13 protein-coding genes are annotated in these 13,895 nt (G+C 70.3%); 6 read left to right on the forward strand and 7 right to left on the reverse strand.

The features are described from left to right. Positions 1–9 precede the first annotated feature (9 nt). Together ABD743_RS01350 and ABD743_RS01355 are read left to right on the forward strand one after the other, a co-directional pair. A complete protein-coding gene (locus ABD743_RS01350) occupies positions 10–561 on the forward strand; it encodes an MOSC domain-containing protein (RefSeq protein WP_344717903.1) in 552 nt (183 codons plus the stop codon). 889 nt (positions 562–1,450) lie between these two features. Further along, the gene (locus tag ABD743_RS01355) at positions 1,451–2,443 is read left to right on the forward strand and encodes a cytochrome c oxidase assembly protein (RefSeq protein WP_344717905.1); all 993 of its coding nucleotides are present in this window, start codon (positions 1,451–1,453) and stop codon (positions 2,441–2,443) included. 10 nt (positions 2,444–2,453) lie between these two features. Here the strand turns inward: ABD743_RS01355 and ABD743_RS01360 are convergent, their stop codons facing one another. Then, positions 2,454–2,927 carry a hypothetical protein gene (locus ABD743_RS01360; protein WP_344717907.1) on the reverse strand — a complete coding sequence of 158 codons (474 nt, stop codon included), beginning with the start codon at positions 2,925–2,927 and terminating at the stop codon, positions 2,454–2,456. A 553-nt stretch (positions 2,928–3,480) separates the two neighbouring features. Here ABD743_RS01360 and ABD743_RS01365 point away from each other — a divergent pair. Next, the gene (locus ABD743_RS01365) at positions 3,481–4,989 is read left to right on the forward strand and encodes a long-chain-fatty-acid--CoA ligase (RefSeq protein ID WP_344717909.1); all 1,509 of its coding nucleotides are present in this window, start codon (positions 3,481–3,483) and stop codon (positions 4,987–4,989) included. 33 nt (positions 4,990–5,022) lie between these two features. On the opposite strand, the gene ABD743_RS01370 is transcribed toward ABD743_RS01365, so the two are convergent. From ABD743_RS01370 to ABD743_RS01380, 3 genes are all read right to left on the reverse strand, one after another. After that, positions 5,023–5,517 carry a hypothetical protein gene (locus ABD743_RS01370; RefSeq protein WP_344717911.1) on the reverse strand — a complete coding sequence of 165 codons (495 nt, stop codon included), beginning with the start codon at positions 5,515–5,517 and terminating at the stop codon, positions 5,023–5,025. Between the two features lie 287 nt (positions 5,518–5,804). Then, entirely contained in the window at positions 5,805–6,536 is a 732-nt protein-coding gene (locus ABD743_RS01375) for a Type 1 glutamine amidotransferase-like domain-containing protein (RefSeq protein ID WP_344717913.1), read from the reverse strand. A 21-nt stretch (positions 6,537–6,557) separates the two neighbouring features. Beyond that, positions 6,558–8,294: an ATP-binding protein gene (locus ABD743_RS01380; protein WP_344717915.1), complete on the reverse strand. Its 1,737-nt coding sequence runs from the start codon at positions 8,292–8,294 to the stop codon at positions 6,558–6,560. 167 nt (positions 8,295–8,461) lie between these two features. Between ABD743_RS01380 and ABD743_RS01385 the strand changes: the two genes are divergently transcribed. Beyond that, positions 8,462–9,244, forward strand: coding sequence for a VOC family protein (locus tag ABD743_RS01385; RefSeq protein WP_344717917.1), 783 nt, complete (start codon positions 8,462–8,464; stop codon positions 9,242–9,244). A 13-nt stretch (positions 9,245–9,257) separates the two neighbouring features. On the opposite strand, the gene ABD743_RS01390 is transcribed toward ABD743_RS01385, so the two are convergent. Both ABD743_RS01390 and ABD743_RS01395 read right to left on the reverse strand, forming a co-directional pair. Continuing rightward, entirely contained in the window at positions 9,258–9,731 is a 474-nt protein-coding gene (locus ABD743_RS01390; RefSeq protein ID WP_344717918.1) for a cupin domain-containing protein, read from the reverse strand. Then, positions 9,725–10,504, reverse strand: coding sequence for an SDR family NAD(P)-dependent oxidoreductase (locus tag ABD743_RS01395; RefSeq protein ID WP_344717920.1), 780 nt, complete (start codon positions 10,502–10,504; stop codon positions 9,725–9,727). Before ABD743_RS01395 ends, ABD743_RS01390 begins: the two co-directional genes overlap by 7 nt. Positions 10,505–10,812: 308 nt before the next feature. Between ABD743_RS01395 and ABD743_RS01400 the strand changes: the two genes are divergently transcribed. After that, complete coding sequence (locus tag ABD743_RS01400) at positions 10,813–11,430, forward strand: hypothetical protein (protein ID WP_344717922.1); 618 nt, start codon at positions 10,813–10,815, stop codon at positions 11,428–11,430. A 14-nt stretch (positions 11,431–11,444) separates the two neighbouring features. Continuing rightward, a complete protein-coding gene (locus ABD743_RS01405; RefSeq protein WP_344717924.1) occupies positions 11,445–13,223 on the forward strand; it encodes a hypothetical protein in 1,779 nt (592 codons plus the stop codon). Here ABD743_RS01405 and ABD743_RS01410 read toward each other — a convergent pair. Continuing rightward, on the reverse strand, positions 13,167–13,895 hold the full coding sequence (locus tag ABD743_RS01410; RefSeq protein ID WP_344717926.1) for a TetR/AcrR family transcriptional regulator: 729 nt from the start codon (positions 13,893–13,895) through the stop codon (positions 13,167–13,169). The two genes, ABD743_RS01405 and ABD743_RS01410, sit on opposite strands and share 57 nt — an antisense overlap.

The following is a 13,895-nucleotide window of genomic DNA, read 5'->3' on the forward strand; positions in this document are numbered from 1 at the left end:
CATGGGCGCGTGAAAAAGGACGTCGGCGTCGTCGTCGCAGTCAGCCGCAGCTCGGAGCACGAGTTCAGCAAGCCGGTCGAGGACAGCATCGAGCTGCTGGCCGGCCTCGGCGTCCGCGACGACGCGCACGCCGGCGTCACGGTGCAGCACCGTTCGCGCGTTGCGGTGGACCCGACCCAGCCGAACCTGCGGCAGGTCCACCTCATCCACGCCGAGCTGCACGACGAGCTGCGGAGCAGGGGCTTCGACGTAGCCCCCGGCCAGTTGGGCGAGAACATCACCATCCGCGGTCTCGATCTCCTCGGGCTCCCCCGCGGCACCCGGCTGCACATCGGCGCCGAAGCGATCGTGGAGGTCACCGGCCTGCGCAACCCCTGCGCCCAGATCGACGGTCTGCAGCGCGGGCTGATGAAGGCCGTGCTGGACCGTGACGTGGAGGGCCGGCTGGTCCGCAAGGCGGGGGTCATGGGCGTCGTCATCGCCGGTGGTCACGTCCGCCCCGGCGAAGAAATCCAGGTGGAACTCCCGACGGGACGAGCGGTCGCCCTAACCCCCGTCTGACACCACCACCGAACGAACGGCACTCTCGTCCGATAGAGCGGGACGAACGCGCCGTCCGCCCAGCAGCACGCCCGCTGGCATCCCGCCCCAGCGATGGACGACCGGCACCCTCGCCCACGAGGCCCGAACGAGCGGGCCACTCACCCAACAGCACCCGTCACGCCCAAAGCCCGGCCCAGCACGGAACGAGCGGCCCATCCATCCATCAGATCCGCACAAACGGGCCAACCGTTCAACGCAGCGCTGGCGCACCCGGCCCCACCAAGGGCAAGCGGGCCGTGCATCCAGCAGTACTAACGCGCCGTTCACCCAACAGCACCTCTCACACCCGCACTCGCCCCCAAGGCTGGCTCAGCACGAAACGAACGGCCCGTTCATCCACTAGGTCCGCACAAGCGGGCCAATCGTTCAACCGCAGCGCTGACCGCCCCGGCCCACACCACGGGGCGAGGGGCTCGTGATCTACTCCGGCGCGCAGTCCACCCAACAACACCCCTCGCGCCCGGACCCGCCCCAAAGCCCGGCTCGGCATGGAACGAGCGGCCCATTCATTTACTAGATCCGCACAAGCGGGCCAACCGTTCAACCGCAGCGCTGACCGCCCCGGCCCACACAACGGGGCGAGCGGCTCGTGATCTACACCAGCGCGCCGTCCACCCAACAACACCCCTCGCGCCCGGACCCGCCTCAAAGCCCGGCTCGGCATGGAACGAGCGGCCCGTTCATCCACTAGGTCCGCACAAGCGGGCCAATCGTTCAACCGCGGCGCTCGCCCCACCCGGCCCCACCACGGACGAGCGGGCCGTTCGTCCGATAGGTCCGGGCGAGGGGGCCGTTCGTCCAGTCCCGGCGGCGCTGTCGCCGCCGCGCTCGGGCGTAGCGTCGGGGCGTGGCTTCCGGAGTGGTTGCGGCGCTGGCGTATGCCGGCCCGCCGCCGTTGACGCTGGTACGGACGTTCACGTCCTGGCGGTTCACGCCCGGCGTCGCGGCAGCGGTGGCCGTTCTCGGCGGCGGCTACGGAGTGGGGTTGCGCCGCCGGCCGGCGGCTGCGGGAGCGTGGCCGCGCGGGCGGACCGTGAGCTTCGCCGCCGGAGTCGTGATCATCGCGCTCGTCGGGATGTCGTTCCTCGGCGTGTACGACGACACGCTGTTCTGGGTGCGTGCCGTGCAGAACATCGTGCTGCTGATGGTGGTGCCGATGCTGCTGGCGATGGGGGCGCCGTTCACGCTGCTGCGCGACCTGCTGCCCGTTCCGGCGCGCGCCCGGCTGTCGCGGCTGCTGCACAGCAAAGCGGCCCGGCTGCTGACGTTTCCGCTGGTCGTGACGGTCGTCCTCACCCTGCCCCTGCTCGTGCTCTACCTCAGCCCGCTCTACGAGTTGACCCTGCGCAGCGCCGTGGCGAGCGCGGTGGCCGGGCTGGTGCTGGCCACCACCGGGTTCATCTACTTCTGGACGCGCTTCCGCATCGACCCGGCCCCCCGCACGGACCCCTACGGCGTGACGCTCGCGATCACCGTGGTGGAGATGATCGGGGACGCCGTGCTCGGTGTGGTGCTCTGGCTGGGCCCGCTGGTCGCGGCCGGGTACTACACCGCGCTCGCGCGCGACTGGGGGCCGAGCATTCAGGTCGACCAGTGGCTCGGGGCCGGGGCGCTGTGGATCGGCGGCGACGTGGTGGGGTTGCCCTTCATCGGCGTGGTGTTCGCGCGGATGACCCGCGAGGACCATCAGAAAGCCGTCGTGATCGACGCCGAACTCGACGCACGCGACGCCGAGAGAGCCGCCGCGACGGCCGAGCCGGACGGCCCGCAGGAAGCGGACCGTCCGCGGCTGTGGTGGGAGGACGACCCGGAGCTGTCGCACCGGTTCCGGCGGCGTTGAAGCCCGGCGGCTAGGCGATGCCGGCCGCGTGGGGTGAGGCCGGAGTTTCCGGCTCGGCGGGCCGGGCGGCGTCAGCGCGGCGTGCGGCGACGACCGCGATGACGAACAGCCCGATCGCCACGACGCCGTGCAGGACCCCCAGCCCGGCGACCGCGCTGCCGAAGATGCCCAGCAGCACCTGGACGACAACCGTGACCAGAGTGATCGCGGCCCACAGCACGCCGCCCGGCACCTTTGCGAAGAAGGACGCGATCAGCAGCAGCACCGCGATCACCGGCACGATCATCTGCCCGTTGATCCCGTGCACCATGATTCCTTCGGCCCCGGTGTACGTCGCCGTGTGGTTCCGGATGGCGGCCGCATCCAGCACCCCACCGTCGGCGATCCACTTCCTCAACCCGAAGAAGGCGAACGCGATCAACGCGGTCTGGATGACGACCTCGAGCGCCACCAGGTAGGCGAGAACGCGATAAACGGACCTCATGCACAACTCCTTGCCGCTGAGCGGATTGTGATCGGCGGCAGCACCGGCGCCATCGCCCGGAACGGGCGTATCCCCCCAATGTGCACAATTCACGGCGGCGTACCGGAATCTGCACTGCCCGCGCGGTTCGCACGCGGAACCGCACCAGCGCGGCCTTCGCGGCGCCACACTACCGCCATCGACGTGGATAGTTCGCCGGCCTTGCGCCGACGCCCCATCCGGACGAACTCGGCCCATCTCCCGAGGTCGGAGCCATCTCGGCCGCGATCTTCGAATCCGGGCGTTCTGCGCACCCGAGCCCGATGCGTCGATCATTTCCGGGGGCGAAGTGATCGCCGACACTTCCGGCTTACAGTGCCAGCCAATCCGCTGCTACATTTTTGACCGTCACAACTGACTGTGAAATGGCCGCTACGGGCGATCTCAAAACTGTGCCGCACTGGTGCGGATGAATCCGAAAGCACAAGAGTCGATCGGCACCGCGCCGGGAGCGGCGGCCGGCGTTCGACCGCGATGGAGGAACACCGTGCCCTGTGCCCACAGCCACCCGAGCGTGACCCGATTGCTGCAGCACTGGGCGGTCACGCAGCCCGTCACGGTCGCGCTGCGCTTCGAGGATCGAAGCTGGACCTGGACCGAGCTGCTCGATCGGGTCCGTCGTCTGGCCGGTGCGCTCAGGGAGGCGGGGATCGGCGCCGGCGACAGGATCGCCTTCCTGGGAAGGAACCATCCGGCAGCCCTGGAGCTCGTGCTGGCCGGGGCCTGGATCGGGGCGGCGACGGTGGTCGTCAACTACCGGCTCGCACCGGCCGAGATCGACCACGTCGTGCAGGACGCCGACGCGGCGGTCGTCGTGGTCCGCCCGGAGTTCGCTCCCGTGCTCGCGGATCTCGGGTACCAGCGCCGGGTCGTGGCGGTCGGCCCGGAGTACGAGGAGTGGCTCGAATCGGCAGCGCCGCCCGGTGAGCCGCGGGACGCCGACGTCGACGAGCCGTTCCTGCAGCTCTACACGTCAGGCACGACCGGCGTCCCCAAGGGCGCCATGCTGACCCACCGCAACCTCGCGGCCCACAGCGAGGCCGTCTCCACGCACGTCGGCCTCACACGCACGAGCGTGGACCTCGTTCCGATGCCGCTGTACCACGTCGGCGGGCTGGCCTGGGCACTTCTGGCGCTGCACCGTGGGGCGACGCTGATCCTCGTTCCCGATGTCAGGCCCGCCCAGTTGGTCGACATGATCGAGACCTTCCGTGTCACACACGCCTTCGTGGTGCCGACCGTCCTCGCCGGGCTGGTGGAGCTCCCCGACCTCGCCGAGCGGGATCTCTCCTCGCTGCGGGGTCTCACCTATGGCGGCTCACCGATGCCGCTCCCGCTGCTCCGCCGCCTGCTGGCCATGACCGATGCCGGCCTCTACCAGGTCTACGGAGCCACCGAGGTCTCCGGCGTCGCCACGGTGCTGGACTCCGCGGACCATCGCGCACCGATCGACGACCGGCACCTGAGTTCTGCGGGCCGGCCCCTGGCGGGCATCGAGGTGGCCATCGAAGCGTCGACCACCGGTGAGGCCGTCCCGTCCGGGGAGGTCGGTGAGATCCTCCTGCGGGGCGAGCAGGTGATGGCCGGCTACTGGAGGCAGCCCGCCGCCACGAAGGCCGCCCTGCTTCCCGGCGGCTGGCTCCGCACCGGCGACGCCGGCTACCTCGACGACGACGGCTATCTGTTCGTCGTCGACCGGATCAAGGACATGATCATCAGCGGTGGGGAGAACATCTACGCCGCAGAGGTGGAACGCGTGCTGGGCGAACATCCCTCGGTTGACGAGGTGGCGGTGATCGGCGTGCCCGACGAGAAGTGGGGCGAGGTCCCGAAGGCCGTGGTCGTTCCTGTCGGGCCGCGCCACCCGGACGCCGCGGAGCTGCTCCGGTTCTGTCGTGGGCAGCTCGCCGGATACAAATGCCCGAAGTCCCTGGACTTCGCATCCGCCCTGCCACGCAACGGGGCCGGGAAGATCCTCAAGCGAGCGCTCCGCGAGCAGTACCGACGCGGTGCTACGTACTGAACGGCCGATCCCGTCGGCGCCGGCGCCGGCGGCCTAGCTCGTGGATCTGATCACCCCTGATCGGCCCACATCGGCGGTGCCACGAGAAGCCGGCAACGACCTGGCACCGGATACATGCGCACTGCGTGCCGCGAACAGCGCGAAGGCGAACAGCAGGATCCCGTTGATCCCGTGCAGGATCCCCAGTGCGGGTGCATCGATCGCGAACAGGCCCAACAGCACCTGGACGACGACCGAGAGCAGGACGATCACGGCCCACCCCACGGCCTTCGACACCTTCGCGAAGAAGGCGGAGATCAGGAGCAGGACGGCGATGGCCGGGACGATCATCTGCTCGTTCGTGGCGTGGAGTTGGAATCCGACGACTTCACCGAACCCCTCCGCATGGTGCTGGACGATGGCCTCGTCCAGCACGCCGCCCTCATCGATCCAATGCCTCAAACCGAACACCGCGAAGGTCATCATCGCGCCCTGGACCAAGACCTCGAGCGCGATCGCGTAGGCCAGGACTCGATAGACAGTTCTCATGCGCAAACCCCGATGCCGAACCAGTTGATGACCGGATGCCGAGCCCGCGCCACTGCGCCGTCGTCCGGAAGACTGACAATTCCGCCGGTCCGCGTTATTCGGCAGATCCCCCCAACACCACCGCCGGCCACGAGGCTCGCTCCAGGAGCCGCACCACTGCAGTTCCCCCGACGCGCAGCCTAGTCGCCACCTACCCGACCGAGGGACCGCGGCACCGGTTTGCCTGGTTTTCGACATTCCTGCAGAACGAACCGTGCGCCCTGATCGAGCGGTCCGCATCAGAAAAATCAGAGCAGCCGAGGAGGAATCCTCGTCTCGCTCACCGTTCCGTCGGACCCCCGCTCCACACGGTAGGCGTACACGCCGGGTCGATCCGCCACCGCCTCGACGAACTCGGTGCCCCGATAGTGGATGCCGACACCGTTGTCCGTGGCGTAACCGGCGCCGAACGTGCCGTTCCCGATCAGATCGTGAAAGAGTGGCCGACGCCTTTTCTCGGCGTCGTAGTGCACCCCGTTCGAGTACGGAAGAAAGCCCAGCCCATTGGTGAGAGGCGCGAGCTGCCGCCCGAACGAATCGGTGGTGCCGCTCTCGTGCCAGCAGATCGACCCGGCCGAGACACCGCCCAGCACCACCCGGGATTCCCAGCATTCTCGAAGGATCCGGTCCAGCCCATGCACCCGCCAGACCGCGAGCAGGTTGGCGGTGCTCCCACCGCCGACCCAGATCACGTCCTGGGAGAGCAGGTGCCCCCGCACGTCCTCGACGTTCGGCATCGCGAACAGGGCCAGGTGAGACGCCTGCACGTCGTGGGCGGCGAAGGCGGCGTAGAAAGTGGCGATATCGGTGACCGCATCGCCGGTGGCGGTGCCGATGAAGCACACCTTCGGACGCGCGGACGCCCGCGCCAGCTCGAAGGCGTGGGAGAAGATCGGACCGGGGTCGTAGTCGATCTCGTTCCGGTCCCGGAAGGCGAAGCCCATCGAGGTGGCGAGGATCGTGGGAGCGTCAGCGGTCATGCGCTGATCGAATCATCACTCTCAGAACGGGGCGTCGTCTTCGTCGTCCGGCGCCACCGGGAGCCGCGCGAACGGGTCGCGCCGCACCGCACCGTTGGTGGCTGCGCCGGCGCGTTCCGGGTCGCCCGCCGACTCCGAGAGCCGGGTGGCCCAGGCCGGGAACGGGAACTCGACGGCCAGCGGCACCGGGATCTCCGGCTGCGAGACGAACATGGTGCCCGGCTTCGCGATCGTGGCGCGCTGGCGCTGCGACGCCGGCAGGAAGCCGTACTCGGGCCGCCCGGCCTCGGCGGGGTCGAGCCTGCCGACCACCTTCACCGAGGAGTTCGAGACGATCCGCCGCTCCACCTCGCTCGCCGTCTGCTGGGCGCCGATCAGGATGATCCCCAGCGACCGGCCGCGCTCGGCGATGTCGAGCAGCACCTCCTTGATCGGGCTCGAGCCCTCCCGCGGCGCGTACTTGTTCAGCTCGTCGATCATCGTGAACAGCAGCCCGCCGGGCCCGGCTGCCTCCTTGCGGGCGGTCTCGGACGCGAGCACCACGCCGACGACGAACCGCTGGGCGCGCTCGGGGAGGTTGTGCAGGTCGACCACCGTGACCTGGTGCGCGTCGGTGCTCACGCGACGGCCGGGTGTGTCGGTGAGGTCGCCGCGGACGATCGTGCGCAACGGCTTGAGGCTCGAACGCAGCCGGCGAAGGAACGCGTTGATCGTGCCGGTGCCGGTGACGGGGCCTGCCCAGTCGCGGCGGTCGTCCTCGTCGGTGAGCCGGTCGGAGACGAACTCCACGAGGTCGTCGTAGGTGCGCAGCACCTTGCCGCCCACCGCGACGGCGCCGTCGCCGACGGCTTCCGCCTCGCGCCGCAGCCGCGCGGCGACCTGGTGGATGACCATCGTGTACTGGTTGCGCTCGTCCTCCGCGTCGGCGAAGACGTAGGGCAGCAACTCCTCGGCGCAGAACTCGGCGAGCGTCCACCAGAAGGCGGTGACGCCGCTGGTGCGGCCGGTGACGTGCGGACGTCCGGAGAGGTCGTCGGGGGTGGGCGGGGCGAAGAAGCCGGCCGAGGCGAACGGTGCGGCGAGCAGGCCGAGCTTGGCGTATGCCTCGCGCAGGTCGTCGTCGAGGCGCCTGTTGGCCTGGTCGAGGAACAGCAGGTCCTCGCCCTTCACGCTGAAGACCAACGCCTTCGCGTTGACCGACCGCCGCCCCAGCACACCACTGCGGAAGATCGAGTACAGCAGGAAGAGGGCGAAGCTCGTCTTCGTCGCGACGCCGGAGATGCCGCTGATCGAGACGTGGCCGCCGCGGGTGCCGTCGAGGAACTCCAGGTTGACGTAGATCGGCTCGCCGTCACGTCCGAGCCCGACGGGCACCTTGAGGCTCATCTGGTCGAAGTACAGCGCCCGCGCGCGCTCCTCTCCGGTGGCACGCTGGGCAAGCGATCCGGGCGTGGGCGGGACGTAGCACTCCGGTTCCACCCGCGTGGTGGTGACCTCCGCGACCTCCTGCACGTGAGCGGGCAGCACGCCGTCGGCGATGAGGAAGACGTCGGAGCCGAAGGTGGCTCCCTCGTGCCGGGCCCGGACCTCGGTGACCACCCCGGACGTCAGCACCGGACCGATCCCCGGCACGGGACGGACGGTGACCACGACGTCGTCGAGCTGCAGATACTGCTCGGGCGCGAGCGCCACGCTGAACTGGAGCGGGGTGGAGTCCTCGGTGCCGACGACGCGGCCGACAGGCGCTTCCTCGGACACGGTGCCTCCTCATCACTGCTGGTGGGACCCTAACCGGCCACGACCGCTCCACGACCGGGGGGCCGTGACCGTGAGCAGCCGATTGGATGACGCATTGTGTCGGGGACCGGTGGTTGGCTGTGCGCCGTCCCAACTGTCCTCGCGTTCCACTCCACTGGAGGCGCGCCATGCCGACGCGTGACGATCCGTGGCCCCCCGGCACCCCGTGCTGGGCCGACCTCGCGGTCCCCGACGTCCGGGCGGCCACGGAGTTCTACGGCCCGGTCTTCGGGTGGTCGTTCGTCGACTCGGGAGCGCAGTTCGGCCATTACCACGTCGCCCGCACGCACGACCGGGCCGCGGCGGCGATCGGGTCGCTCCAGCAGGAGGGCCAGCCGTCGTCCTGGACGGTCTATCTGGCCAGCGACGACGCCGACGCCACCGCGAAGCTCGTGGGCGCGGCCGGGGGCAGCGTGCTCATCGATCCGTTCGACGTCCCGGGCAACGGCCGCATGCTCGTCGGGCTCGACCCCTGCGGCGCCTCGTTCGGCGTCTGGCAGGCAGCGGGGCAGATCGGCATCGAGATCTACGACGAGCCGGGCGCGCTGGTCTGGGCAGAAGCCCGGCTCACCGACCTCGAGGCAGGCAGACGCTTCTATGCAGCGGTTTTCGGGCACACGTTCCAGCCGAGCCCGGACATGCCGGGCGACTACGAGACGTTCCAGGTGGGCGGTCGGACGGCAGGCGGCATGGGCGGGAAGGTCGGTCCGGCCGGGATGCCCGCCCATTGGCTGCCCTACTTCGCCGTCGCCGACGTCGACGCGGCAGTGGGCACCACCGAGCACGGCGGCGGCGCGGTGGTCACCGGGCCACAGGACACGCCGTTCGGTCGGATGGCAGTGCTCATCGACCCGTTCGGGGCCGCGTTCGCCGTACACGGCGAGCCCTCGGCGGAGCCGCACGACTCCTGACGGTCGGCCACGCTCACCCGTCGGAGCGGGCCTGCCGGGTCAGCTCCGTGATGCGCACGTGGGCATCGGGGTACCGGGCGAGGAGGTCCACACGCTCGCCGAGCCGGAAGCCCGTCCAGTCGAACGGAGGCGCGGTCGTCGTACCCACCAGCGACCACTCCCCCTGCGGTCCGGAGCCCTGCCACGTACCCGCCGGCACCACCACCTGCGGCCGCTGCCCGGCCGCGAGGTCGGGCCCGAGCACCGGTTCGTCGACCCGGCCGCCGGGATGCAGCAGGAGCAGTCGCAGAGGTGTCCCGGCGTACCAGTGGTAGGTCTCGGTGGAGTCGAGGCGGTGCAGAGCGGAGAAGTCGGGGGCCAGCAGCAGGTAGTAGATCGCCGAGGAGTGGGCGTCGAGGTGGGTGCGCCGGAACAGGCCGCCCTCGCCGGGCAGCGGCTCCAGGCCGAGCAGCGCGGCCACCCGCTCGCCCTCGGCGCGGGTCACCATGCCGGCACCGCCGACATCCCGCCGTCCACCACGAGGTCGTGCCCGGTGATCCAGCGGGCCATGGGCGATGCCAGGAAGACGCACGCGTCGCCCACATCGCGGCTCGCGCCCAGCCTGCCCAGCGGCGCGGCCCGTTTCCAGCTCTGCACCCCGTCGGGCCAGTCCTGTGCCAGGCCGGGGCGGTCGATCAGCCCGGGCGACACCGTGTTGACCCTGATCCCGGCGCCGCCGTATTCGAGCGCCGCGCTGCGGGCGAGCATGATCGTCGCCGCCTTGGACGCGGAGTAGTGCGCGTGCCCGCCGGCCGGGCGGGTGCCCTCGACCGACGCGATGAGCGTGATCGACCCGCCGTGTCCCGTCATGACGGCGGCCGCCGCCTGCACGGTGGCGAAGGCGCCTGTGGCGTTGGCATCGAGCACCTCGCGCCACGCCTCGACGCTCATGCCGGGAAGCGCCGCCACGGGCTGCACGCCTGCGGCTGCGACCACGGCGTCGAGCCGTCCGTATCGCTCCACGGCCACCGCCATCAGCGCCGCGCACTCCTCGGGCCGGGTGAGGTCGGCCATGGCGGTCGCGGCCTGGCCGCCCCGGTCCGCGATCCCGGCCGCCACCGCCGCCGCTCGGTCCGCTCCCCGATGGTGGTGCACGATCACGGCCGCTCCCGCGGCCGCCAGACGCGCAGCGATCCCGGAACCGATGCCACCACTCGCTCCGGTGACGAGCCCGACGGTGCCGGAGAGGTCAGGGAGGCCACAATCCTGGCGTGGAGGCACGGCTGGAGTGTGCCGGACGGGGCCGGAGAGCAGGATCGGCCCGCGTTCGGCGTGGCGCGCGATCGTGGGGCGAGTTGATCACGGTAAGTAGTCATTATCGTTGCGAACTGCACGTTTGGACGAACTGCGGGGTGTCATGACCGCCCCTTCAGCCGAATACGTCAACCACTACTAGTCTTATTGCGTTGGATACGTCACTCGCGATTGACAGGACTCCGCGCCCGGCGACATCTCGTTCGCCGATGAGCGCACATGCGCCTGCACGTGCGGGTACTATTCGTAACACTCACACGGTAGGGGGTAGGGGAATGGCTGCTGGCGAGCTCGATCGGCTCGCAACAGGCCTCCTCGAAGGGTTGGGCAAGGAGTACTGGGGCTTCGTTCCCCGGCTCGCGGGCGCCACCGTCGAGCAGTTGGGAGCCACCCGAGCGGTGGGATGGAGCCTGGGAAGCATTCACCGTTACGACCGCACCCTGCGCGCTCTGGGGCCGTTGCGCACCCAACTGATCTGCATGAGCATCTCGCTGCACAACGGATGCCGGTACAACGCCTACGGCCACGCCTACGCGGCCGAGCTCATCTATTTCCGCAAGCGTGGACGGCTGCTTCCGATCGACCCGGAGACTCTGTCCGAGTGGGTCGACCTGCATCCCAACGAGCTGCGCGACCGGCTGTGCGACATGCTGCAGCACGCCGACCTGCACGTCGAGGTCATCTGGATCGACCGCACGCTCGCCCTCGCCACCGGCGAGCAGGAAGCGGTCGACCAGGACGAGGCGCGTATCGCCCATCTCGTCCGCATGTTCAGCGTTCTCGACGCCGTCGCGATCGCCGGCAAGATCGAGCCGGACGAGGCCCACGACCCCATCAACAAGGACACCGCGCTCAAGGCCCGGCACGCGGCCATGCGTAGCACGATGGCGTGAGCTAGAACTGGGCGGTGCTCGCGCCCACCCGCCTCCGCACGGAGGCCCCCCACCGCGAGATCACCCGACTTCCGACGCACCCGGTCGTCGCGCTCGCGCTCACGGCCACCGCCTATCTCGCCGCGTCGCTCGCACTGCACCATCGCGTGCTGGGCGACCTGGCCGGCTCCACCACCGGCTGGACCTCCGACGCCCACCTGTTCGTCTGGTGGTTGAACTGGTTCCCCTGGGCTGCCGGCCACGGCGAGGACCCGCTGTTCACCACGTTCCAGCACTACCCGACCGGCGTGAACGCGATGTGGAACACCTCGGTCCCCCTACTCGCGTTCCTGCTGGCCCCGATCACCCTGACCGCTGGGGCGGTCGCTGCCTTCAACATCGGAATGATTCTCGGTCCGGTGGTTTCCGGTCTGGCTCTCGTACTGGCACTGCGGCCGTACATCAATCGATGGCTGCCGCGCTCAATCGCCGGGCTACTGTATGCATTCTCGCCATTTGTCGCGGCGCACAGTTCGGTCGGCCACATCAACCTCGTCTGGGCCATCCTGCCGCCCATCCTCCTGTGGGCGATGCACGCCATCTTCGTCACGCCGGGTGCCCGCCCGGCCCGCGCGGGCATGCTGCTCGGTGGCGGATTCGCCGTACAGACCGGGATCTACTCGCAGACCGCGGCGCTCGGCGGCGTCGCACTTGTGGTCGCCGCGGCGTGCCTGGCCATCCGCCGGCCCCAGCTCGCCGCCGAGCGGATCCCGAGCGTCGCCAGGGCGGCAGCGGCGTGCGTCGCCACGTACGTAGCGCTGGTCCCCTACCCCCTCTACCTGCTCCTCGCCGGGCCGGCGCGGCCTCGGGGGCAGATCCGGGACCCCGCCACCAGCGGAGCCGACGTCGCCAACGTCGTCGTGCCGAGCCCGCTGTCCTCGCTCCGGTTCGGCACCGGGCGGCTCGGGGAGCAACTGCACTCGCATCCGGGAGAGCAAGGCGGCTACCTCGGCGTGGCACTGCTGATCGTCCTGGTCGTGGCGGTGGTCGCGCTCCGGAGCGCCCTGGTGCGGGTCACCGCGACGGTCGGGCTGGTGCTGCTCGTGCTGTCCTTCGGGATCAACGCCGTGGTGCTCAACCACGACACCGGTATCCCGCTGCCGTGGCATCTCGTCGAGCGGGTGCCTCTGCTGGCCGAGATCGAACCCGTCCGGTTCCAGGTCTTCGTCGCGCTCTGCGCGGCCGTGATCGTCGCGGCCTGGCTCGACCACCTGGCCGACCGGCCCCCCGGCCCGGGCCGCACCGCCGCCGTGGCCGCGACGCTGCTCGCGGCCGCCACCTGGCTCCCGTCGAACTCGCAGGCGTCGGTGCCGGCTACGGTCCCGGCGTTCTTCACCCGCTCCGCGCAGCAGTACCTCGACGACCGCGACGTCGTCGAGACCGTCCCGAGGATCACCGGCGAATGGGTGGGCGGAGCGGATCCGCTGCTCTGGCAGGCCGCCTCCGGAATGGCGTACCGCACGACCGGCGGCTACTTCATCGGCTCCGACCCCCGCCACGACCTGCTGCTCGAGGCGCCGTCGAACCTCTACCAGGACGTCGCCGAGCAGATCTCCGCCGGGCGGCCCACCTCCATGGCGGGCGCCGGCGCCGCGGCACGCCAGCTCCGCACGGCGGGGGTCACGGTCGTGCTCGTCGTCGACCGGCCGGGGATCGACTCCGCTCCGCTGGTCGAGTGGACACGGACCGTAACCGGATCACCCGGGCGGCGCATCGACGACGCCTGGCTCTTCCCTCTGCGCCGGTCGGCCTGACGAGCCCGACAGGCGTGGCAGGAGACCCCTCAACGTCACCTCGACGACCCGCTGCAGCGCCGGGGTGAACTCCACCTGCCCGTGCGCGAGCTGCGGATCCTCGGCGTAGAGGGCGACCAGCGCAGGCGGCGGGTGGGCGGCCTGCCAGAGCGCCGCGGCCACCCCCGTGACCACGACCATGAGATCCATGACGTCGGACTCGGTGAGGTCCGGCAGGACCCGGAGCAGCAGCGCCGTGCCGTCCGCGAGCGACGCGAAGGTCGCAAGCTTGTAGGCGCGCACGGACTCGAGCGACACGTTCCGCTCCAGCGTGAGCGGGGTGTGCATCATCAGATCGCAGAGCAGTGGCCGGTCGGCCAGCGTGCGGGCGACCACGCCCGCCACCCCCTCGATCGAGCCGACCGGCAGTTGCTCGAGCTCGCCGCGCATGCCCTCGACCCACTCCTGCCAGCCCTCGGCCATGAGGTGGAGGTAGATCTCCTCCCGGGTCTCGAAGTAGCGCAACAGCGCCGACTTGTGCACACCGACCTCGGAAGCGATGTCCGCCAGGCTGACGTTGCGCACCCCTTTCCGCAGGCCCTGAGAGCGGGCGGCGGCGAGGATGGCGTCGTAGCGCTGCTGCTTGTGTTCGGGGCTACGGGCACGCCGGAACGTCATCCGGTCACTCGCCAT

The organism is Pseudonocardia yunnanensis (genome assembly GCF_039534065.1).
In the GTDB taxonomy this organism is placed as follows: Bacteria; Actinomycetota; Actinomycetes; order Mycobacteriales; family Pseudonocardiaceae; genus Pseudonocardia; species Pseudonocardia yunnanensis.

Excerpts from the sequence above, each read along its gene's own strand:
- ABD743_RS01385 (WP_344717917.1), top strand. The coding sequence starts at position 8,462 with ATGCCGACGCGTGACGATCCGTGGCCCCCCGGCACCCCGTGCTGGGCC.
- ABD743_RS01400 (WP_344717922.1), top strand. The coding sequence starts at position 10,813 with ATGGCTGCTGGCGAGCTCGATCGGCTCGCAACAGGCCTCCTCGAAGGG.
- ABD743_RS01375 (WP_344717913.1), bottom strand. The coding sequence starts at position 6,536 with ATGACCGCTGACGCTCCCACGATCCTCGCCACCTCGATGGGCTTCGCC.
- ABD743_RS01370 (WP_344717911.1), bottom strand. The coding sequence starts at position 5,517 with ATGAGAACTGTCTATCGAGTCCTGGCCTACGCGATCGCGCTCGAGGTC.
- ABD743_RS01360 (WP_344717907.1), bottom strand. The coding sequence starts at position 2,927 with ATGAGGTCCGTTTATCGCGTTCTCGCCTACCTGGTGGCGCTCGAGGTC.
- ABD743_RS01390 (WP_344717918.1), bottom strand. The coding sequence starts at position 9,731 with ATGGTGACCCGCGCCGAGGGCGAGCGGGTGGCCGCGCTGCTCGGCCTG.
- ABD743_RS01410 (WP_344717926.1), bottom strand. The coding sequence starts at position 13,895 with ATGGCGAGTGACCGGATGACGTTCCGGCGTGCCCGTAGCCCCGAACAC.